Source organism: Amycolatopsis halotolerans (genome assembly GCF_042647905.1).
In the GTDB taxonomy this organism is placed as follows: Bacteria; Actinomycetota; Actinomycetes; order Mycobacteriales; family Pseudonocardiaceae; genus Amycolatopsis; species Amycolatopsis halotolerans.
Genome location: NZ_JBHRWI010000049.1, coordinates 119,320 through 138,919, shown reverse-complemented (window position 1 = coordinate 138,919; position 19,600 = coordinate 119,320). Strand labels below are relative to the sequence as shown.

22 protein-coding genes are annotated in these 19,600 nt (G+C 67.5%); 11 read left to right on the top strand and 11 right to left on the bottom strand.

Annotated features, from left to right (window positions below; genetic code table 11):
- Window positions 1-25: 25 nt before the first annotated feature.
- From ACFORO_RS34395 to ACFORO_RS34380, 4 genes are read left to right on the top strand one after another with little or no spacing between them, the layout of a single operon-like run.
- Window positions 26-919 carry a TIGR03621 family F420-dependent LLM class oxidoreductase gene (locus tag ACFORO_RS34395; protein ID WP_377871283.1) on the top strand — a complete coding sequence of 298 codons (894 nt, stop codon included), beginning with the start codon at window positions 26-28 and terminating at the stop codon, window positions 917-919.
- The gene (locus tag ACFORO_RS34390; RefSeq protein ID WP_354736197.1) at window positions 916-1,521 is read left to right on the top strand and encodes an ABC transporter ATP-binding protein; all 606 of its coding nucleotides are present in this window, start codon (window positions 916-918) and stop codon (window positions 1,519-1,521) included. The genes ACFORO_RS34395 and ACFORO_RS34390 overlap by 4 nt, the downstream gene beginning before the upstream one ends.
- Window positions 1,515-2,783 (top strand): hypothetical protein, encoded by a 1,269-nt coding sequence (locus tag ACFORO_RS34385; RefSeq protein ID WP_377871282.1) that lies wholly within the window; start codon window positions 1,515-1,517, stop codon window positions 2,781-2,783. The genes ACFORO_RS34390 and ACFORO_RS34385 overlap by 7 nt, the downstream gene beginning before the upstream one ends.
- A 46-nt stretch (window positions 2,784-2,829) precedes the next feature.
- Entirely contained in the window at window positions 2,830-3,405 is a 576-nt protein-coding gene (locus ACFORO_RS34380) for an EndoU domain-containing protein (protein ID WP_344282726.1), read from the top strand.
- Between the two features lie 4 nt (window positions 3,406-3,409).
- Here ACFORO_RS34380 and ACFORO_RS34375 read toward each other — a convergent pair whose 3' ends face one another.
- Window positions 3,410-4,123, bottom strand: coding sequence for an SDR family oxidoreductase (locus ACFORO_RS34375; protein ID WP_377871316.1), 714 nt, complete (start codon window positions 4,121-4,123; stop codon window positions 3,410-3,412).
- A gap of 77 nt (window positions 4,124-4,200) precedes the next feature.
- Here ACFORO_RS34375 and ACFORO_RS34370 point away from each other — a divergent pair, with 77 nt between their 5' ends.
- A complete protein-coding gene (locus tag ACFORO_RS34370; protein ID WP_377871280.1) occupies window positions 4,201-5,043 on the top strand; it encodes a LysR family transcriptional regulator in 843 nt (280 codons plus the stop codon).
- 203 nt (window positions 5,044-5,246) lie between these two features.
- Here the strand turns inward: ACFORO_RS34370 and ACFORO_RS34365 are convergent, their stop codons facing one another.
- Window positions 5,247-5,516 (bottom strand): helix-turn-helix domain-containing protein, encoded by a 270-nt coding sequence (locus tag ACFORO_RS34365; RefSeq protein WP_354735714.1) that lies wholly within the window; start codon window positions 5,514-5,516, stop codon window positions 5,247-5,249.
- A 304-nt stretch (window positions 5,517-5,820) separates the two neighbouring features.
- Here ACFORO_RS34365 and ACFORO_RS34360 point away from each other — a divergent pair, with 304 nt between their 5' ends.
- Both ACFORO_RS34360 and mctP read left to right on the top strand, forming a co-directional pair.
- Entirely contained in the window at window positions 5,821-6,099 is a 279-nt protein-coding gene (locus ACFORO_RS34360; RefSeq protein WP_377871278.1) for a DUF3311 domain-containing protein, read from the top strand.
- Entirely contained in the window at window positions 6,096-7,760 is a 1,665-nt protein-coding gene (gene mctP / locus ACFORO_RS34355; protein ID WP_377871277.1) for a monocarboxylate uptake permease MctP, read from the top strand. The genes ACFORO_RS34360 and mctP overlap by 4 nt, the downstream gene beginning before the upstream one ends.
- A 7-nt stretch (window positions 7,761-7,767) precedes the next feature.
- Here mctP and ACFORO_RS34350 read toward each other — a convergent pair whose 3' ends face one another.
- Both ACFORO_RS34350 and ACFORO_RS34345 read right to left on the bottom strand, forming a co-directional pair.
- Window positions 7,768-8,418 (bottom strand): hypothetical protein, encoded by a 651-nt coding sequence (locus ACFORO_RS34350; RefSeq protein ID WP_377896713.1) that lies wholly within the window; start codon window positions 8,416-8,418, stop codon window positions 7,768-7,770.
- A gap of 44 nt (window positions 8,419-8,462) precedes the next feature.
- Entirely contained in the window at window positions 8,463-9,647 is a 1,185-nt protein-coding gene (locus tag ACFORO_RS34345; RefSeq protein ID WP_377871275.1) for a pentapeptide repeat-containing protein, read from the bottom strand.
- A 63-nt stretch (window positions 9,648-9,710) separates the two neighbouring features.
- On the opposite strand from ACFORO_RS34345, the gene ACFORO_RS34340 reads away from it, so the two are divergent.
- Window positions 9,711-10,286, top strand: a complete 576-nt coding sequence (locus ACFORO_RS34340) for a peroxidase-related enzyme (protein WP_344282747.1) — start codon at window positions 9,711-9,713, stop codon at window positions 10,284-10,286.
- Here ACFORO_RS34340 and ACFORO_RS34335 read toward each other — a convergent pair.
- From ACFORO_RS34335 to ACFORO_RS34315, 5 genes are all read right to left on the bottom strand, one after another.
- Window positions 10,274-10,561, bottom strand: a complete 288-nt coding sequence (locus ACFORO_RS34335; protein WP_354735708.1) for a hypothetical protein — start codon at window positions 10,559-10,561, stop codon at window positions 10,274-10,276. The genes ACFORO_RS34340 and ACFORO_RS34335 overlap by 13 nt on opposite strands.
- Complete coding sequence (locus ACFORO_RS34330) at window positions 10,562-11,530, bottom strand: bifunctional helix-turn-helix transcriptional regulator/GNAT family N-acetyltransferase (RefSeq protein ID WP_377871274.1); 969 nt, start codon at window positions 11,528-11,530, stop codon at window positions 10,562-10,564.
- Between the two features lie 222 nt (window positions 11,531-11,752).
- Window positions 11,753-11,902: a hypothetical protein gene (locus tag ACFORO_RS34325; protein ID WP_162836041.1), complete on the bottom strand. Its 150-nt coding sequence runs from the start codon at window positions 11,900-11,902 to the stop codon at window positions 11,753-11,755.
- A 256-nt stretch (window positions 11,903-12,158) separates the two neighbouring features.
- The gene (locus tag ACFORO_RS34320; RefSeq protein WP_037809009.1) at window positions 12,159-13,349 is read right to left on the bottom strand and encodes an ATP-binding protein; all 1,191 of its coding nucleotides are present in this window, start codon (window positions 13,347-13,349) and stop codon (window positions 12,159-12,161) included.
- 130 nt (window positions 13,350-13,479) lie between these two features.
- A complete protein-coding gene (locus tag ACFORO_RS34315) occupies window positions 13,480-14,238 on the bottom strand; it encodes a MerR family transcriptional regulator (protein ID WP_377871272.1) in 759 nt (252 codons plus the stop codon).
- A gap of 184 nt (window positions 14,239-14,422) precedes the next feature.
- Here ACFORO_RS34315 and ACFORO_RS34310 point away from each other — a divergent pair, with 184 nt between their 5' ends.
- Window positions 14,423-14,929: a DoxX family protein gene (locus ACFORO_RS34310; protein WP_354735701.1), complete on the top strand. Its 507-nt coding sequence runs from the start codon at window positions 14,423-14,425 to the stop codon at window positions 14,927-14,929.
- 72 nt (window positions 14,930-15,001) lie between these two features.
- Here the strand turns inward: ACFORO_RS34310 and ACFORO_RS34305 are convergent, their stop codons facing one another.
- Window positions 15,002-16,291: an acetyl-CoA C-acetyltransferase gene (locus ACFORO_RS34305; protein ID WP_377871271.1), complete on the bottom strand. Its 1,290-nt coding sequence runs from the start codon at window positions 16,289-16,291 to the stop codon at window positions 15,002-15,004.
- A gap of 95 nt (window positions 16,292-16,386) precedes the next feature.
- Between ACFORO_RS34305 and ACFORO_RS34300 the strand changes: the two genes are divergently transcribed.
- The gene (locus ACFORO_RS34300; protein WP_377871270.1) at window positions 16,387-17,721 is read left to right on the top strand and encodes a 3-oxoacyl-ACP reductase; all 1,335 of its coding nucleotides are present in this window, start codon (window positions 16,387-16,389) and stop codon (window positions 17,719-17,721) included.
- A gap of 3 nt (window positions 17,722-17,724) precedes the next feature.
- Entirely contained in the window at window positions 17,725-18,564 is an 840-nt protein-coding gene (locus tag ACFORO_RS34295; RefSeq protein ID WP_377871269.1) for a MaoC/PaaZ C-terminal domain-containing protein, read from the top strand.
- Between the two features lie 309 nt (window positions 18,565-18,873).
- Here ACFORO_RS34295 and ACFORO_RS34290 read toward each other — a convergent pair whose 3' ends face one another.
- Window positions 18,874-19,530, bottom strand: a complete 657-nt coding sequence (locus ACFORO_RS34290; protein WP_370932921.1) for a TetR/AcrR family transcriptional regulator — start codon at window positions 19,528-19,530, stop codon at window positions 18,874-18,876.
- Between the last annotated feature and the right edge of the window lie 70 nt (window positions 19,531-19,600).

Sequence of the window (19,600 nt, the reverse complement as noted above, 5' to 3'; positions counted from 1 at the left end):
TGGGGAGGGCGGTAGCGTGGGCCGCATGGTGTCTACTGGGGACAGGCCGTTCCGGTTCGGCGTGAACATGGTGCTGCCGGGCTCGCGCGACGAGTGGATCGCGAAGTGCCGCCGGGTCGAAGAACTCGGCTACGACGTGCTGAGCGTGGCCGATCACCTCGGCATCGCGCCGCCGTTTCCCGCGCTCGTGCTGGCCGGCGCGGTCACCGAACGGGTGCGGCTCAACACTTTCGTGCTCAACGCGCCGTTCTACAACCCGGCACTGCTCGCCCGGGACGTCGCGGGCACGGACCAATTCGTGTCCGGACGGCTCGAACTCGGCCTCGGCGCCGGATATGTGAAAGAGGAGTTCGAAACGGCGGGAATGCCGTTTCCGGGCGCGGGCGCGCGGGTCGATCACCTCGAACTCGCGATCAAGGAACTCCAGCGGCTGTACGCGGATCCGGAATACGCGCCGCAACCGGCGCAATCCGGCGGTCCCCCATTGATGATCGGCGGTCGCGGCGACCGGCTGCTTTCGCTCGCCGCCGAGCACGCGGCGACCATTGCCTTCAGCGGCACGGCAAAGGTGCGCGACGGTGCGCCGCCGATGCTGGCGACGGCGGACGCAGTGGAAGAACGCACGCGGTTTGTCACCGAGCGGCTGGCTGGCCGTGCCGCCGAATTCAACCTGCTCGCGCAATTCGTCCAGATCACCGATGACCGTGAAGGCGCGTTGCGGGAAATCCACGCCCGCCTCAGCGACACGCTCACGCTCGAAGAATTGGCCGAGGTCCCGACGGTGCTGGTGGGCACGGTTGAGGAAATCGCTGACCAGTTGGTCGCGCACCGAGTTCGGTTCGGCTTCAGCTATTTCACGGTCCTCGAACCCAACCTCGAAGTGCTGGCCCCGGTGGTGGACCTGCTGTGTCGCCGATAGTCGACGCGCGCGGGCTCGGCGTGAAGGCCGGTGACCTGTGGCTGTTGGAAGATCTCGATTTCTCCGTCGATCCTGGCGAATGCGCGGTGCTTGTCGGGCCTAACGGCGTCGGCAAATCCACGTTGATGCGGTGTCTGTACGGCATGCAGCAACCGCAGCGGGGCCGGGTGCTGATCGACGGCGCGAAACCGGACGAGCGCAGCGTTTCGTTCCGCCGCAAGGTTTCCGTGCTCTTCGACGATTCCGACTTCTTCGCCGAACTCACCCCGATGCAGCACCTGGAGCTGCTCTCCGGTTCGTTCGGCGACGATCTCGGCGATTTCGAAGAACTGCTCGCGGACGCGGGACTCGCTGAACGTGCCCGGGTCACCGCCGGACATTTCTCGGCCGGACAGCGTCGCCGATTGCTGCTGTTGGGCGTCACCGCGCGACCGCATCGAGTGCTGTTGCTGGACGAACCCGAACGCGCGCTCGACACCGCGGGCAAGGAATGGCTGGTCGAGCTGATCGGCCGCTCCACCGCGGCGGGCGCGGCGGTCGTCGTTGCCACGCACCATCAACCGTTGCTGGACACGGCAGACAGCGTGCTCGAACTGTGGTGACCCGGTTGCGCGTGCCCGGCCGCAAGCGGTTCGGCGGCATCTTCAGCGGCGACAGTCCCACGTTCGTGCTGATGTTCGGCGTCGGCTTCCTGTTCACCGCGTTCTTCCGCACCGACGCCTGGCACAAAGTCCTCTTTGGACTGTCCGCAGTGGACTACTCGGCGGTGCTCGGCCTGGTCGCGTTGTGTGCCGCCGTGGGCTGGCGAAGCCTGCTGCGGCGCGGCTTCGTCTGGGCCGAACCGGCCGAGCTGACCTGGATGGACTTCGCCGAGGTGGACCGCCGCCGCGTCGTCGCGACCCGGCTGGCCAGCGTGCTCACCGGATTCGTGGTGGTGATCGGATATCTCGCCGCGCTGATGCTGGCGGTCGGCGGCAGTTCGCTCGACTGGTGGCGCGCCGCGGCAGCGCTCGTCGCCGGTGGCACGATCCTCGCGTTCACCACCGCGCGTCGCACCGCGTTCCTTTTCGAAGCCGCTGGACCGCTGCTCCTCGCAGTGGCCGCCGTCGTCATCGCCGCCGCTCGGCTTGACGCGACGGCGGTGCAGTACGTCGGCGCCGCGCTCGCGTTATGCGGTCTGCTGCTGGCTTTTGGCGGCGAAGCCGTCAGCGGCGCCGGGCGCGCGGTGTTGCTGGACGGCTGGAACGCGCGGGTTCTTCGCGCGATGGCGGTGACGTTCCTCGACCCGATGATGATGCTGCCGGAGTCCGCGCCCGCGGGCTCGTGGTCGCTGCGCCCGCCCACCGCGTTCCGGCTCGCGTGGGTCGGGATCGTCGGCCGTGCCCGGTACGCGAGCGCGGTTTTGTTAGTGGCTTTCGCGGTAGCCGTCGGCCATGTTGCTGTTCCCACTCTGCCGGGACCGGTGCTCGTCGGGATCGGCGCGTACGTCGCACTTACTCCGTTCGGGGCCGGTCTTGGCGTGCTGTGGCGGAATCCGGGTCGCCGAAGGTGGCTCGGCTCGTCGTCGCACGAGCTGGTGATCGCCCACGGCGTCGCGCTCACGGTGGTCGGACTGGTTTGGTGCGCTCTGCTCTCAGTGGCACTTTTGGCTTTGGGCACCGCGTTTTCGGCGCTCTCGTGGGTGACCGTCGCCCTGGCGGTGCTTTCGGTGTTGCGCACCGTCACACGCCAGCCGGTCGACTACAGCAGCGCGGGTTTCGTCGACACCCCCGCCGGACCGATGCCGGCAAACCTTATGCGGCAACTGTTCCGCGGTCCGGACCTGCTGGCGGTCGGCGTCTTCGTGCTGGCACAAGTCGGCTGAACGGGCGCTCCCGGGTTAGGCTCCGTGCCGACGAGAGGAGCCGAACGTGGGCGGTGGACACGCTTCCGGCATCGGCCGCAGGGCGACCTGCGAATTCCCGCCCGGATGGACCGACGAGCAGATCATCGCGGTGGTCAAGGACGTCGCCAACGACCCGGGCGAACCGCGGCGGCAGCAGTACAACGGCCGCTGGCGCTGCGTCGGCGAACGGTACGGCGTGCGCGTGGTCGTCCTGGTCAACGGCGACGGGCTCGTGCACACCAGCTTCCCGCTGCCGGGCCCCGGCGTGGTCCGGAACCCGGACGCCGCGCGGGACCCGGCGAACCCGACCGTCGACGACCGGTCGGGCAACCGGATCAGCTACTTCGTCGACAGCGTCCTGCGGCTGCTCGCCGACCGGATGCCAGCGGAGGACCTCGAGCACTACCGCGACCTGCAGTGGTCCGGCGAATGGGAGGAACTCGCCGACACCATGGCCGCGCACTTCGAGGTCACCGGCATCCAGCTCAACCCGGACGAGTACGCGGATTTCGAGAAGCTGCTGAACTCCTTCGAGCTGCCCGTCCGCGACTGCCGCTACCTCAACGACCGCGAACGGGTGCTCGCCGACCTGCGCGGCTGAGGCGTCACCAGGGGATGGCCCCGGCGTCGTCGAAGAACCCGCCGCGCGGCCCGTCGTCCGGCAACGTCGCGAGCTTGACCGCGATCGCCGCGCCCTGCTCGGGCGTGCGCGTTCCGGCGAAACCGGTGAAATCCGTTGCCACGTAACCGGGACAGGCGGCGTTGACGATGATGTTCGTGTCGGCAAGCGTGCGGGCGTACTGCACGGTGATGCTGTTGAGCATCGTCTTCGACGGGGCGTAGGCGGCGAGAATCGGGCCGGTCCGCAGCTTCAGCGAGCCCATGTTGCTGGACATGTTGACGATGCGCGGCGAATTGGCGCGGCGCAGCAACGGCAGCATCGCGTTCGTGACCCGGACGACGCCGAAGACGTTGGTGTCGAGGACGGTGCGGACGACGTCGAGGTCGAGCGTCGTGGGGTCCTGGGCGCCGCCGTCGGTCTGGCCGCCGATGCCAGCGTTGTTGACCAGGACGTCGAGCCGTTCGAGGGTCTCGGCCGCGGCGGCGACGCTGTCTTCGGAGGTGACGTCGAGCGCGACGCCGAACGCTTCGATGCCCGCTGCGCGCAGTTCGTCGACGGCCTTCTCTCGGTTGGTTTCGTCGCGTGCGCCCACGGCAATGGTGAAACCGATCGAGCCGAGGCCGTGCGCGATGGCGAGGCCGATTCCCTTGTTCGCGCCGGTGACCAGCGCGGTCTTCGTGTCGTTCACTCCGCCCATGGTCGTCTCGGACCTCGCGTTGTGGCCAAGATCGATCAGGTCCGCTGTGATACCCACCGGGTATTACGCTGATTTCTGTGGACGACCTCGAGACCCGCGAGCTTCGCTACTTCACCGCGGTCGCGGAAACCCTGCACTTCGGCCGCGCCGCCGAACGGCTCGGGATCGCCCAGCCGCCGCTGTCCCGCGCGATCGCCCAGCTGGAACGGCGGCTCGGCGTGCAGCTCCTGGACCGAAACCGCCGCGGCGTCGCGCTGACTGAGGCCGGTCGGGTGCTGCTCCGCGAATCCCGCCTGGCCCTCGCCGCAGTCGCGGCCGCCGCCCGCCGCACGCGCCGAGCCGGGGACTCGCAGCTGGTCCTAGTGACCAAAGCCGGTGCGTCGCACGAACTCCTGCGACGGCTGCTGAACGCCCCGGACGCGCCGCCGGTCGAGATCCTGCTGTGCGAAGTCGGCGAGCAGGCCGGCCTGCTCCGCGACGGTTCCGCGGACGTCGCGATCATGCACCACCCCTACGACGACCTCGCCGGATTCGACACCGAGGAACTGCAGGTCGAGGGCCAAGTCGCGATCCTCCCGGCGACCCATCCGCTTGCTGTCCGGGAGACGCTGACACTGGCCGAGGTCAGCGACGTGCCGGACCTGCCGATCGCCCGCTGGCCCCGCCTAGACGGTAGCTACCCGGATGGTCCAGGACCGGAGGTGCGCACTCAGTCGAAGCTCGCTCAGCTCGTCGCACTCGGCCGGACGCTGTTGGTGATCCCGGCGTCGAGCCGGGCCTGGCAGTGGCCGGAACACGTCGCGGTTCCGGTCGTCGACGCCCCGGAGGTAACGACGATGCTGGCCTGGCCGTCCACCAGCCGCTCCCCGGAGGTGGCCGCGTTCGTCCGGGCCGCGGTCGCGCTTCGCGCCGCGGCTTGAGTTGTCCACAGTTGCCGCTTGCCAGGGTGGCCGCGTTCGTCCGGATCGCGGTCGCGCTTCGCGTCGAGTCTTGAGCTGTCCACAGTTGTCCACAGGGCGCTTGCCCGATCAGCTCGCCGATCCTGCCCGCGGCGGCCGGACTCACCAGCTCTGCCTGATCCGCCCCGACCAGCTGCCCGATCAACCCGAGAAGCCGTGAGACCTTAACTGGCCTGCGAAAACGCCGCCGGATCGCCGTCGCACGCGACGCGCAGCCGGTCCAGCGGCATGTCCACCGCGTCGGCGATCGCCGCGACGGTGAAGAACGCGGGCGTCGGAATCCGGCCGGTCTCGATTTTGCGCAGGGTTTCGACCGAAATGCCCGCTTCCGCGGCCACGTCGACCATGCTGCGGCTGGCCCGGGCGGCGCGCAGCACCAGGCCGAGCCGCTCGCCGCGGGAGCGTTCTTCGTCGGTGAGGGGCACGCGGACCATGCCGACCAGTTTAGCCACAGAGTTGTCCACTGCCTGTGGATAACTCTGTGCACAAGCGGCCGAACCCCGTGGACAACCGCCGTCCGGCACAAGCTCTTGGGGCATTCGAGGCGGCCCGGTCCCGCCGATAGGGGTAGCGAACGGCTCGCCGAGGCCGTGCGGGAGCGGGTTGTCCCCGAGGTTGTCCACACCCTGGACCGTGGTCGCAGTGCTGATCGAATCGATATCGAAGTCGTATGACGGCGGGATGAGCGCGGTCTAGGGTCAGGCGGTCGCGTGTCACGTGAGTGTTAGGTGAGGTTCGATGTCCACTGCCAAACCGGGCGGTCGGGTGCGCGGGTTCCAGTTCAGTGCCTGGAACCTGCTGTTGCTGATCCCGTTGCTGATCCTGGTCACGCCGCTGTTCAACTTCGACGGGCCGCGGCTGTTCGGCCTTCCGTTCTTCTATTGGTTCCAGCTGGCGTTCGTCGTGCTGGGCGTGCTGTGCACCGGCATCGTCTACGTGGCGACCAAGGACAAGCCGCGCAACCAGGGCCAGGACGAGCTGAGCGTTGACGACTTGGACGAGGGGGACGCCCGATGAACAACATTCAGTGGGTCGAACTGATCGTCTTCGCGTTCCTGTTCGTCGTCGTCACCGTGCTCGGCTTCGTCGCCTCACGCTGGAAGGCCGGCGGCAGCCTCGACCACCTCGACGAATGGGGCCTCGGCGGCCGCAAGTTCGGTTCGTGGATCACCTGGTTCCTGCTCGGCGGTGACCTCTACACGGCCTACACCTTCGTCGCCGTGCCCGCGCTCGTGTTCAGCGCCGGCGCCCTCGGCCTGTACGCGCTGCCTTACACGATCGTCGTCTACCCGATCGTGCTGCTGCCCGCGCTGCGCATGTGGTCGGTCAGCCGTTCGCGCGGCTATGTGACCCCAGCCGACTTCGTCCGCGGCCGCTTCGGTTCGCCGACGCTGGCGTTGCTGATCGCGATCACCGGCATCGTCGCGACCATGCCGTACATCGCGTTGCAGCTGGTCGGCCTCGAAGCCGTGCTGCGCACGATGGGCATCAACGGTTCCGGCATCGTCGGGCACCTGCCGCTGCTGATCGCGTTCGTGATCCTGGCGCTTTACACGTATCAGTCCGGCCTGCGCGCGCCCGCGCTGATCGCGTTCGTCAAGGACATCTTGATCTACATCGTGATCATCGTGGCGATCATCTACCTGCCCTCGAAACTCGGCGGCTGGGACCACATTTTCAACACCGCCAAGGAAACGCTGGCCAAGCCGAACCCGAAGACGGGCAAGCCGTCCGGCTCGATCCTGCTGACCTCGAGCAACCAGCTGCAGTACGCGACGCTGGCGCTCGGTTCGGCGCTGGCGCTGTTCCTGTACCCGCACTCGCTCACGAGCGTGCTCGCCTCGCGCGGCCGCAACGTGATCAAGCGGAACATGGTGGCGCTGCCGGCTTACTCGTTCGTGCTGGGCCTGCTGGCGCTGCTCGGCTACGTCGCGATCTCGGCGGGCGTCAAGCCGCTGACGAACGCGGCCACCGGAAAGCCGGACGGCAACACGATCGTCCCGCTGCTGTTCGACTCGCAGTTCGCGAACTGGTTCGCGGGCATCGCCTTCGCCGCGATCGGCATCGGCGCGCTGGTGCCCGCCGCGATCATGTCGATCGCCGCGGCGAACCTGTGGACGCGCAACATCTACAAGGAGTACATCCGCAAGGACGCGACGCCGAAGCAGGAGGCGAAGCAGGCCAAACTGGCGTCGCTGGTGGTCAAGCTGGGCGCGGTGCTGGTGATCATCCTGATCGACCCGCAGTTCTCGATCGACCTGCAGCTCATCGGCGGCGTGCTGATCCTGCAGACCCTGCCCGCGGTCGCCATCGCCCTGTACACGCGCTGGTTCCACAAGGCGGGCCTGATCGCCGGCTGGATCGTCGGCATGGGCTGGGGATTGATCATGCTGTACGGCATCCCCAACCCGGCCAACGGAAAACTCCACTTCGGCGGCTCCGCGCTGGCGATGGGCAACCTGTCGATCTTCGGCTGGCACCCGTTCAGCGGCACCGGTCTCGCGGTGGTGCAGATCTACCCCGGTTTCGTGGCCCTGGTCGCGAACATCGTGGTAGCCGCGGTGGTTTCGGTGCTCGCACGGGCCCTGAAGTGGAGCCCGGGCAACGACGAAACCGCGCCCGAGGACTACCACGCCGACGAACACGACAAGGACCTGCGCCCCATCGGCGCCCACTGAGTCCTTTTTAGACAGAGGCCCCCTCGCCGTCGTCCGGCGAGGGGGCCTCTCGCATTTTGCCGATCATCGCCTTCGCGACGAGGTACAGCACGACCGAGTTGAGCACGTGCCACAGGAAATGCGTGCCTGCCGGGAAATCTCCGCAGACCACGTCGTCAATGCTCCGAAGCGCCAAGGACAACGCGAACACCGCGGCAGCCATGGCGAAGTCCAGCCAGTACGAGTCGCGCTTGACCCCCAACGCGACGGCGAACCCCGCGAGCCCGATGAGCGCTGGGAGGTACAGCCCGCCGCCGAGCGCGCTTGAGGCGACAGTGAGCGCCAGGAACGCCGGTGCGCCGAGCCAGGCCCACTTGGCTTTGGCCTGGAAGAAGACCCGGGGAAAGAGCGCGGCGTAGAACAACACGAAGAACAAGATCGCGGCGGAGTCGGCGACCGCGGCCCACCGGGTGGCGACCAGGTGAAACACGCTGCTGGCAACGAAGACCAACCCGATCAGGACGGCGAGGACCCGCCCGGTGCGCTGCCCGTTGGCATACCACCAGACCATCCCGGCGGCGACGAGAAACGCCAGGTTGGCCAAGTCGTTGAGCGGTTCGCCCCAGAGTCCGGGCGCGGTGCGCTCGCAGTAACCGTCCACGTACGCGGTCCAGTTCACCGGGTAAGCAAACCCCTTCCGGGTGAACGAGGTCCATCCGGGGGTCAGTCGGTTCGGGTCAGCGGGGCCCAACCGTCTTCGGGATCGCCGAGGGCCCATCCGTCCGGCCAGTTGTGCCGAGCGAGGTGCGGTCGGTCCACCCGCACCCGCACTCGCGCATCGTCGAAGCCGGGAAGTTGGATGAACTCGGAGTCAGTGAAAACGACGTTGCCGTTGAAACGAGTAGCGGCAAAACTCGTCAGGCCGGCGAAGCGAACTGAAAGAAACCCGGCGTAGTGATGGAAAATAATTTCAGCAAAGGATGCGATCGAGGAGAATTGCGATTCTCGAAACTCGACGAGGTACAGAAATTCAGTGTTGTCGAACGCGGCATCTCCAGCGAATTCTACGCCGGAAAAGGTGGCGACTTTGGCGAACTTTGAGTATTCAAATAAAGCGTCTTTGGTGAATATGGCAGATTCGAACGTAGTTCTGCAGTCAAAGTGTGCTTTGCTAAAGTCGGTCGTTTCAGTGAAAACCGTTTTATTAAAGGCGGCTGCTCCGGTGAATACTGCTCCAGTGAAGAGAATGGTGTCGAATTGGCATCCTCTGAAGTCGACGCGATCGAGATGTGCGTCGGAGAGATCGATCTTGAGGCCGGGCCATTGCTGCTCGTCGTCTGGTCGTGAGTGGTCTGAAATGATCTTCTGCGCGGCGCGCCGGACTTGCGTCTCCTCCATGGTTCCGTCCGGCGGCATCCGGAGATAAGCGCACAACACGTCGGCGATCATCTGCCGCAAGGGGCCATCCGCATGGTCCTGCCCGAGCCGTTCGAGCGCGTACAACCCGCCCAACCGCACCGGCGCGCGCTCCGACCCTAACTGGTCGACAGCCTTCCCGTACTGCTCAGTCACCCGCCGAGCCAGCGCATCCTCCCGCGCATCGGCGGCCGTACGAAGCTGATGTTCCCGGGTGTCCGCCGCGACCTGCTCCGCAAGCCGATGCGACTCCTGCTTCTGCAGCAAATCCAACTCCGTAGACCGCTGCTTCCGCACCGCCAGCCACAACGCGACCGCACCACCCAGCCCGACTCCGAGCGTCCCACCAGTCCGGATCGCATCCAGTTGCGCCGAGTCCGGTGCGAAGGCGAGCAGCACCCACACCGCCACCCCGGCAAGCACCACCATCGCCGGAAGCCCAGCCCAGATCACCCACCGCGGTATCGGCCGCAACGCCGGTCGTTCGTCCACCCAGACACCTTGGCCCACCCGACCTCCTGCCGTCTGCCAATCGGGCGGGTTAGCGTGGGCGGCATGACCAACCCCGTGAGCCGGTTCCCCGTGACGGAACTCGAAGACCTTCCCGACGATCTCCGCGAGCGCATCGGTGCCATCGCGGAGAAATCCGGCTTCACGCCGAACATCTTCCGCGCACTCGGCCACCGGCCCGCCGAGCTGAGGGCCTTCCTGGACTACCACGACGCCCTCATGGAGCGCGAAGGCGGACTCACCAAGGCCGAACGCGAACTGGTCGTCGTAGCCACCTCAGGCGCGAACCACTGCACCTACTGCATCGTCGCGCACGGGGCCATCCTGCGGATCCGCGCGAAGGATCCCGAGCTGTCCGACCAGGTCGCGACCAACCCGTGGCAGGTCGAACTCGACGAGCGCGGCCGGGCGATTGTCGATCTCGCGTTGGCGTTGTCCCGCGATTCCGCGTTGTTCGGCGAGGGCGATCTCGCGATGGCGCGCGAGGCGGGGCTGACCGAGGACGAGATTTGGGACGTCGGCGCGATCACGGCGTTGTTCGCGATGTCCAACCGGCTCGCGCACTTGACCGCGCTCAAGCCGAATCCCGAGTTTTACTTGATGGGGCGTCAGAAACGATAGAACGGGCCGGGCAGGTCGCGGCTCATTTCGAACCGGGTGCGCAGCCAGCCGCGCAGGCGGTGCACCGGTTTCGTCCACATTCGCGGCGCGGGCCCGAAATACCTCGGGTCCGCGTGCGGGGTGAACGCGTCGCCGGTCAGGATGACGGCGGCGTGGCCGAGCGGGCAGTGGCCGGACACCGAGATCACGCCGCGTGTCAGGTTCTCGACCCAATCGACCTCGTCGACGCCCAGCAGCGTCCGGCGGTCGCACACCGGGCAGTACAGAACGAACATCTATAACTCCCGCCGCCAGGTTTCGCCGGTCACGAGGGGGCCGAACGCGTCCGTCTCCTCTTTGCCGACGAGTTCGAATCCGGCGCCGCGGTAGATCCCGCGTGCGGCGGCGAGCAGCGACAGCGTCCACAGCTCCATCGCCCGATACCCCTGCGCGGCGGCGAATTCGACGCATTCGCGCACCAGCCGTTTGCCGACGCCGTGTCCGCGCGCGGCCGGTTCCAGCAGGAGCAGCCGGAGTTTCGCGGTGCCTTCCTCGTCGCCGGGGGTGCAGAAAATACTGCCGACTCGTTCGCCGCCGAGCTCGGCGATCCAGCCGGCTTGGCGCGGGTCTTCGCGGTGTTCGGCGAAATCGGCGACCACACGCGCGACCATGGCTTCGAAGCGTTCGTTGAGGCCGTACTCCTCGGCGTACAGCGCGCCGTGCCGGTGCACCACCCAGCCGAGGTCGCCTGGTCGTGGCGCGCGCACGGTGACCGCCGGTTCCGGTGACTGTTCGCCGACGAGCGCGGTGATGGTCCCCATCGCGCCGAGCAGGCGGCGCTGGTCGGCGTCCGCGAATTGGTCGAGGAGGCCGCCAATCTGGCTGGCCGAACGGTGGTCGAGATCGGCGAACGCCTCGTGCCCTTCGGCGGTGAGCGTGACGAGCTGGCGGCGCGCGTCGTCCGCGCAGCGTTCGCGGGTGACGAGGCCGCGGGTTTCCAAGCGGCCGAGCAGCCTGCTCGCGTAGCCGCCGTCCAGCGCGAGCCGTTTGCGCAGATCACTGACCTGCAGCTGGTCCTGTTGGGCGAGTTCGAACAGCACCCGCGCTTCGCTCAGCGAGTATTCGGCGTCGGCGGGTCCCTCGTCGAGGACGCCGATCACGCCGGTGTAGAGCCGGTTGAAAGCGCGAACCGTGGCGACGCGTTCGGTGAGGACGGAATCCGGCACGGGGACCACCTTGACTCGATCGTTGACTGAGTCAAGCATCTCCCCGCCGCCCGTTCGGGGCAAGGGAATTCCCCCGGCGGTGGAGCTGGAACGAAAATGGTCCAGACATATGGAAACCCCGTGATGCTGCCAGGTCGGGGGTCCGCCAGCATCACGGGGTCGTAGTGGGTATCGACGCGGCTCTCCGCGGCGTTACACCCAGGATTCGCTGTGGTCTAGATCACTCACGTGAGTGACACACCAACAGGTTGATTGTGCAGGTCAGCGCATGAACGGCTGACGCGCCTGGGCGAGGGCGATGAGCTCCTGCCGGACCGTGGAGGTGGCCGCGGTGTCGATCGCCCGGTTCAGCGCCCGGCGAGTGCGAGCCTCGGCGCGACGGGCACGGAGCTTGGCGGCGATGTTGCTCATGGTCTCTTGCATCCCCTTCAGAGGTCTTCGGTGGCTGTGTCTCTAGTATGCACCTTTTTTCACAAGGAAGCCAACGAATCTACGGTGACATGGGGCACTTGCCGAAGAATCATCGGCAGTTTCCTGAAGATCACCGGACAGATCGCGTGTCGGCAGTCACAAGCCGCTAACGCGCTAACGTCCTCTACGGCTATCTAGCAAAATCACTAGAAACTGCTAGGCAGCCGCATAGACCGGTAGCGAGGGGAAGATTCGCTCAGTCCCGGCCGAGCAGGTAGTGCCCGAAGTGCGGCACGGTGAAGGCGATCTGCCCGCGTTCGGCGGAGTAGACCAGGCCTTTCTTCATCAGACTGTCGCGCGCCGGCGACAGCGACGAGGGCTTGCGCCCCAGGTAGACGGCCACGTCAGCGGTGCCAGCGGCCTCGTCGCGGCCTTGCGTCAGCTCGGCCATCGCGAGCAGGTACTCGCGTTCGGCCGGCGTCGCGCGCTCGTAGCGCGACCCGAAGAACCCGACCGCCAGCTCGGACTCCGCCTCGGGCGCGGCGACCTGCACGTCCTTGACCGTGATCGGGTCCGCGGGCGCGGCGTCCCAGGCGGCCTTGCCGTAGGCCTGGATGAAATACGGATAACCGCCGGACGCGTCGAAGAGCGCGTCGAGCGCCTCGGGTTCGATCCCGGCGTCCTCGCGTTCTATCGGGGCCATCACCGCGTAGTCGGCGTCCTCGCGGCTGAGCCGGTCGATGCGCGAGTAGCGGAAGAGCCGCTCGGAGTACGACTTCGACGCCGACAGCACCGCGGGCACATGCGGCAGCCCCGCCCCGACCACGACCAGCGGCGCGCCGGATTGCGACAGTTCATGGCAAGCCGCGCACAGCGCCGAGACGTCGTCCGGCTGCAGGTCTTGGATCTCGTCGATCAGCAGCGCGACGCCGGTGCCGACGTCCGCGGCGAGCTCGGCGACGTCGGTGAACAGTTCGACCAGGTCGATCTCGATGTCGCCGGAATCCGCCCGGCCCTGCGCGGCGGGCACGTCGATGCCGGGCTGCCAGCGGTCGCGCAGCTTCGCGTCCGGCTTGTTCGCCTTGAGCGCGAACGCCTTCAGCACCCCGAGCACTTCCTCGACCCGGTCCGGCGCGCGATGCCGCACGGCGAGGTCGCGGATCGCCCGATGCAGGGCCGCCGACAACGGACGCCGCAGTTCCGCGTCCGGTCGCGCCTCGATCTTGCCCGCACCCCACCGGTGCCGGACGGCCATCGACCGCAACTCCCCCAGCAGCACCGTCTTGCCGACCCCGCGCAGGCCGGTCAGCACGAGACTGCGTTCGGGGCGTCCGCGAGCGACGCGTTCGAGCACGACCTCGAACGCCTTCAGCTCCCTTTCCCGGCCTGCCAGCTCAGGCGGCCGCTGCCCGGCGCCGGGCGCGAAGGGGTTGCGGATGGGGTCCACTCTGTCACCGTATCGAGGTATCTAGAGCTAGCCCGATATTCAGGGATATACAGCTAGTGCGTGTCGCCGAAGGATGGCCGGGTCTGCAGCCCCGTCCATCCTTACCCCCAGCGCACCTTCTGACGGAGCGTTAGTCCGTCAGGTTCCGCTCCGCGTAGATCTTCATCGCGTCGCGGATGTACTCGGCCGTGCCGGGGCCGTGCTTTTCGTCGTACGAGCCGTACCGCGGGTCGTCGACATACATCTGCCCGAGACCGGCGAAGTAGCACTTGGAAACGGTCCCCGCCGCCGGTTGCAGCCAGTTGTGCAGCCGTGCGGTGACAGCCTGCGTCTCGTCCGAACCGGCGTCGTACCCGCTCTTGCGGGCAGCTCCGAACGCCGCCGAGATGTCGAGCTGTTCCTGCTGGAAAGCCTTCTTCTCGTCCTCGGACAGCGAGCGCCACCACTGGTCGCCCTTGCGATAGGCGTCGGCGCCCCAGCGCTGGGTGACCTCTTCCTGATACTGGGTGTGGTCGAATCCCTCGAACATTTCCTCTGCCATCAGTCGTTCACCTCCCTTCAGTTTCCGAAGCGTGGTCCGCACGGAATCGATCTGCCGTCCGATCCGCTGCTGCTCTCGCTTGAGCAGCGCCAGGTGCGTTTCGAGCGCCGCGACGCCGTCGCGCTGCCCGTCGAGCACCTCGGCGATCGCGGGCAGACCCAGTCCCAGGTCGCGCAGCAACAGGATCCGCTGCAACCGGACGAGTGAGTCCTCGTCGTAGTAGCGGTAGCCGTTGCCGCCGATCCGCGTCGGCGGCAGGAGCCCGACGGCGTCGTAATGCCGCAGGGTCCGGCTCGTCGTGCCCGCGGACCGGGCGATGTCCTGGATCGACCATTCCGTCCTGACCACGGCTTCGACGGTAGAGGTTGACGTAGCGTCAAGGTCAAGCCCGAACCCGATAGAACTGTCTACGGCAATCTAGGACCAGAGCAATATTCGGCTAGGTATCGCTAGCTCGGTTCGGCGGGCAGCGGGGCGGGCAATCCCGGTTGTAGGTTCTTCCCCAGGGATTCCAGACCAGAGAGGCGAGACCGTGATACTGCGCCGGGTGGCACGTCCACTGCTCGCGTCGATCTTCGTGCTCGGCGGCATCGGTGCCCTGCGCGACACCCAGGGCCACGCGAAGGCGGCCGAACCGTTCCTCACCGAGACCTTCGACAAGGTCGAGGGACTGGTGCCGGACCAGGTTCCGCGCGATCCGGCCACGCTGGTGCGGATCGACGCGGCGGTCAAGATCGGGGCCGGGCTCGCGCTGGCGAGCGGCAAGGCCCCGCGGCTGGCGGCGGTGGCGCTGCTCGGGTCGCTGGTGCCGACGACGCTGTCCGCGCACCGGTTCTGGCAGCTGAGCGATCCGGGCGAGAAGCAGGCCCAGCAGATCCAGTTCTTCAAGAACGCGTCGCTGGCCGGAGGGCTGCTGCTGGCCGCGGGCGACACGGCGGGCAAGCCGTCGCTGGGCTGGCGGGCCCGGCGCGCGGCGAAGAAGGCGGGCAAGCGCGCCGACAAACTGGCCAAGCGCGCCGAAAAGTCGCTCACCGACTGACTTGGCTAAACGTCCGTGAAGGGCTCCTTGAGGTAATCAGATTCCCTCAAGGAGCCCTTCACGGACCTTGGCTTACTTCTCCAGAATCGCGGTGACGCCCTGGCCGCCAGCCGCGCAAATGGAGATCAGGCCGCGCCCGGAACCCTTCTCGTTCAGCAGTTTCGCGAGCGTCGCGACGATCCGGCCGCCGGTCGCCGCGAACGGGTGCCCGGCCGCCAGCGAGGAGCCGTTCACGTTGAGCTTGGTGCGGTCGATCGAGCCGAGCGGCGCGTCGAGGCCGAGCTTCTCCTTGGCGAACGCCGGGTCCTCCCACGCCTTGAGCGTGGCGAGCACCTGCGACGCGAACGCCTCGTGGATCTCGTAGAAGTCGAAGTCCTGCAACGTCAATCCGGCGCGTTCGAGCATCCGCGGCACCGCGTACGCCGGGGCCATCAGCAGACCCTCGTCGCCGTGCACGTAATCAACGGCGGCAGTCTGGCTGAACGTCAGGTACGCCAGCACCGGCAGCTTGTGCGCCTTCGCCCACTGTTCGGTGGCGAGCAGGACGGTGGACGCGCCGTCGGTCAGCGGCGTCGAGTTGCCCGCAGTCATGGTGCCGTCCGGACCGCCGTAGACCGGCTTGAGCTTGGCGAGCTTTTCGACCGAGGAGTCCGGGCGGAGGTTCTGGTCGCGGGCGAGCTTGAGGTACGGCGTGACCAGGTCGTCGAAGAAGCCGCGGTCGTAGGCGGCGGCGAGGTTGCGGTGGCTGGTCGCGGCGAGTTCGTCCTGCGCCTCGCGGGTGACGTCCCAGACCTGCGCGGTGAGCGCGGCGTGCTCCCCCATCGACAATCCGGTGCGCGGTTCGGCGTTGCGCGGGATCTCCGGGACGATGTGGCCCGGCCGGAGCTTCGCGACCAGCTTGAGCCGGTCGGCGAGCGTCTTCGCCGCGTTGAGCTGCACGAGGATCTGGCGCAGGTTGGCGTTCACCGCCAGCGGGGCGTCACTCGTGGTGTCCACGCCGCCCGCGATCGCCGAATCGATTTCCCCGAGGGCGATCTTGTGGGCGACGTTGATGACTGCCTGCAATCCGGTGCCGCACGCCATCTGGACGTCCGACGCCGCCGTCGCGGGCGAGAGCTTGCTGCCCAGCACGCTCTCCCGGGCGAGGTTGAAGTCCTTGGAGTGCTTGAGCACCGCGCCGGCGGCGACCTCCCCGATCACCTCACCCTGCAGCGAAAACCGGCTGACCAGACCGTCCAGCGCGGCGGTGAACATGTCCTGGTTCGAGGCCCGGGAATACGGGCCGTTCGACCGGGCGAAGGGGATCCGGTTTCCGCCGACGATCGCGACCTTGCGCACTGCCGGGGCTTTCCTGGTCGCCATGGGCGTCCACCTCTCTGAGTCGTCCCTTTCACACTGTAACCTACTAGCGAGTAGGTTAGACTGCGACGTGACGCAGACTGCACGGGAGGCACGTGATGGCGGACAGGTACCAGCAGTTCACGAGGACTCCGCTGGGGAAATTCGTGGTGCCGAAGCTCGGCCTGCCCAACCCCGCGACGTTGCGCCGGCACCGTCCCGGCCAACCCGCACTCGAGGGTCCCGCACTTCTCGGCGCCGCGCCTGGCGGACGGCTGGAGAAGAGCGTTCGGGCGCAGCTCACCGAGGCCGGCATCGAGGTGATCAGCGCGCCGGCCGACCGGCAGGCGGCGCTGGTTTTCGACGCCACCGGCGTGAAGGATCCGGGACAGCTGCGCGAGGTCTACCGGTTCTTCCACCCGGTGATCCGCAAGGTGGGTTCCTCCGGCCGGGTGGTCGTGCTCGGCACGCCGCCGGAGCTGGCCGAGGGCCGCGAGCGGATCGCGCAGCGCGCGCTGGAGGGGTTCGTCCGCTCGGTCGGCAAGGAACTCAAGCGCGGCGCGACGGCGCAGCTGGTGTACGTCGCCGAAGGAGCTGAGGACGCGGCCGAGTCGACGCTGCGGTTCCTGCTGTCGGCGAAGTCGGCGTTCGTGGACGGCCAGGTCATCCGCGTCGGCACGCACGCGAAGACCGCGCCCACGCCGGAGAACTGGGACAAGCCGCTGGACGGCAAGGTCGCGCTGGTCACCGGGGCGTCGCGCGGCATCGGCGAGGCGATCGCCGAAACGCTCGCCCGCGACGGCGCGCACGTGGTCGCGCTGGACATCCCCGCGCAGGGCGGCGATCTGTCCACTGTGGCCAATCGAATCGGCGGTTCGGCGCTGCAGTTGGACATCACTGCCGCGGACGCGCCCGCCAAGCTCGCCGAATACCTGACTTCCCGCCACGGCGGCGTGGATGTCGTGGTGCACAACGCCGGCATCACCCGCGACAAGACGCTCGGCAACATGACCGAGGGCGGCTGGGATTCGGTGATCTCGGTGAACCTCGCCGCGCAGCTCGCGGTGAACGACAAGCTCCTCGGCGACAAGGTCCTGCGCGAAAACGGCCGCGTCATCGGGGTTTCGTCCATCGCGGGCATCGCGGGCAACGTCGGCCAGACGAACTACGCGACGTCGAAGGCGGGCGTGATCGGGATGGTGAACGTCGGCGCGCCGCAGCTCGCGGAGTACGGCGGCACGATCAACGCGGTCGCGCCCGGGTTCATCGAGACCAAGATGACCGCCGCGGTCCCGCTGTTCATCCGCGAGGCCGGACGGCGGTTGTCGAGTCTCGGTCAGGGCGGGCTGCCGGTGGACGTCGCGGAAACCATTGCCTGGTACGCCAATCCGGCGTCGGCCGCGGTCAACGGAAACCTGGTCCGCGTGTGCGGCCAGGCGCTGCTGGGGGCGTGAGGGATGGCCGTTCGCGAAGTGACGAGCGCGCCAAGCCTGGCGACGCTGTACCCGAAAGCCCTGCTGCGCCGAGGTGGCGGCTCGACCCTGCCTAGTACGGAATTGGTGCGCCCCGAGGTCGTCGTTGATCCCGCACATGTCGCGGCCTACAACGAAGTCTGCGGATTCCGCTTCTCGGACGAGCTTCCGGCGACGTATCCGCACATGCTGGTCTTCGGACTGCAGATGGCATTGATGACCGAACCGGGTTTCCCGTTCCCGCTGCTGGGTTTGGTGCACGTCGAGAACCGGATCACGCAGCACCGTCCGCTGCTGCTCGGCGAGACGTTCCGGGTGAGTGTGCGCGCGGAAAACCTGCGCCCGCACGAAAAAGGCACCCAGTTCGACATGGTGAGCGAGGTCCAGTCCGGCGCGGACACCGTGTGGAGCGAGGTGTCGACTTATCTCCGCCGCACGGGTTCGGGCTCAGGCTCATCGGGCCCGCGTACTCAGCTGACGCCCCCGAAACCGTCCGCGCTGTGGCACGTCCCGGGAGACATCGGCCGCCGCTACGCCGAGGTTTCCGGTGACCGCAACCCGATCCACCTGCACCCGCTGACCGCGCGCCTGTTCGGCTTCCCGAAGGCGATCGCGCACGGCATGTGGACGAAGGCGCACGCGCTGGCGTCCTTCGAGGGTCGGCTGCCGGACGCGTACAGCGTCGCGGTGCGGTTCAAGCAACCGGTGCTGCTGCCAGGCCGCGCGGCCTTCACGACCTGGCAGACGGACGACGGGTGGGCTTTTGAGCTGTGGCACGCCCGGAAGCCGAAGCCCCATTTGGACGGGGTGATCTCAGCTCTCTGAGGGCTTCTCGTTTCGGTACTCGAGGTACTGCTCGGGATGAATGGCCGCCGATGCGTGAAGCACGAAAGTGACGACGTGGTGCCACCTTGCCCGCCGTCCGAGTTGAGCCTCAACGCGAATCTCGCGATCTAGGTTCTGGAAGCCCGGCGGAGCGGAGTCGAACTCAGCGAATATCTGGGTGACGCTCCGACCGGCAGTGCACCGGTGTTGTGGAGAACCAGCGGGATGAGTACCGACCTGGTCGCGCGTTGAGCCACCAGAACGAGAAGACCGTGAACACCAACGCGCAGATCGAGACGGTCGGAGCGCTCACTCTGAGGGCTTCCAGACCTGCCCCTCGACAAGGTCGTTGAACCCCAGCCACACCAGGTTCATCAGCCAGGACGCGAGCACGCCGTCGGAGATCTCCGGGTGGTCCAGTGCCCAGTCGGCCAGCGATTCCGCCGCGCCGACCAGCGCGGCGGCCAAGCCGGGTCCGGAGAACTCCGTCTGCTCGCCGAGGCCCTTGCGCGTCCCCGCGGCCACCACGAGCGCCGCGACCAGTTCGATCGCGCGCGTGCGCATCGCGGTGATCTCTGCCGCGAAACCGCCGCCGACGGTCAGCGCCTGGCGGTGCAGCACTGTCCAGGACTCGCGGTATTCGGCGACGAAGCGGTAGAACGAGCGCAGGCCGTGCCACAGCTGCATGTCCGGCGGGAGGTCGGGCTGCACGCCGGCCTGGATGGCTTCCAGCAGGCGGGTCGCCTCGCGTTGGATGCTCTTGCCGAAGAGGTCTTCCTTCGAGCCGAGGTAGGTGTAGATCATCGGCTTGGAGACGCCCGCGACCTCGGAGATCTCGTCCATCGACGCCGAGTGGTAGCCGTGCTGGGAGAACACCTGTACCGCGGCGTCCAGGATCTGGCGTTCACGGACCGCCCTCGGGAGCCGTCTCGCTCGCTCGGGTGGGCGCTGATCTTCGTCGGGCACAGTGCTGTTTCCTCCCTCTCGCTGGCACGGACGGTACCCGGAGCCAGGCCCCCGGCGTTGCTTGCCGGGC

Coding starts and splice junctions, on each gene's coding strand:
- mctP (WP_377871277.1), top strand. CDS start 6,096: ATGAACAACATTCAGTGGGTCGAACTGATCGTCTTCGCGTTCCTGTTC.
- ACFORO_RS34360 (WP_377871278.1), top strand. CDS start 5,821: ATGTCCACTGCCAAACCGGGCGGTCGGGTGCGCGGGTTCCAGTTCAGT.
- ACFORO_RS34375 (WP_377871316.1), bottom strand. CDS start 4,123: ATGGGCGGAGTGAACGACACGAAGACCGCGCTGGTCACCGGCGCGAAC.
- ACFORO_RS34305 (WP_377871271.1), bottom strand. CDS start 16,291: ATGGCGACCAGGAAAGCCCCGGCAGTGCGCAAGGTCGCGATCGTCGGC.
- ACFORO_RS34330 (WP_377871274.1), bottom strand. CDS start 11,530: ATGCTTGACTCAGTCAACGATCGAGTCAAGGTGGTCCCCGTGCCGGAT.
- ACFORO_RS34340 (WP_344282747.1), top strand. CDS start 9,711: ATGACCAACCCCGTGAGCCGGTTCCCCGTGACGGAACTCGAAGACCTT.
- ACFORO_RS34365 (WP_354735714.1), bottom strand. CDS start 5,516: ATGGTCCGCGTGCCCCTCACCGACGAAGAACGCTCCCGCGGCGAGCGG.
- ACFORO_RS34335 (WP_354735708.1), bottom strand. CDS start 10,561: ATGTTCGTTCTGTACTGCCCGGTGTGCGACCGCCGGACGCTGCTGGGC.
- ACFORO_RS34295 (WP_377871269.1), top strand. CDS start 17,725: ATGGCCGTTCGCGAAGTGACGAGCGCGCCAAGCCTGGCGACGCTGTAC.
- ACFORO_RS34300 (WP_377871270.1), top strand. CDS start 16,387: ATGGCGGACAGGTACCAGCAGTTCACGAGGACTCCGCTGGGGAAATTC.
- ACFORO_RS34395 (WP_377871283.1), top strand. CDS start 26: ATGGTGTCTACTGGGGACAGGCCGTTCCGGTTCGGCGTGAACATGGTG.
- ACFORO_RS34325 (WP_162836041.1), bottom strand. CDS start 11,902: ATGAGCAACATCGCCGCCAAGCTCCGTGCCCGTCGCGCCGAGGCTCGC.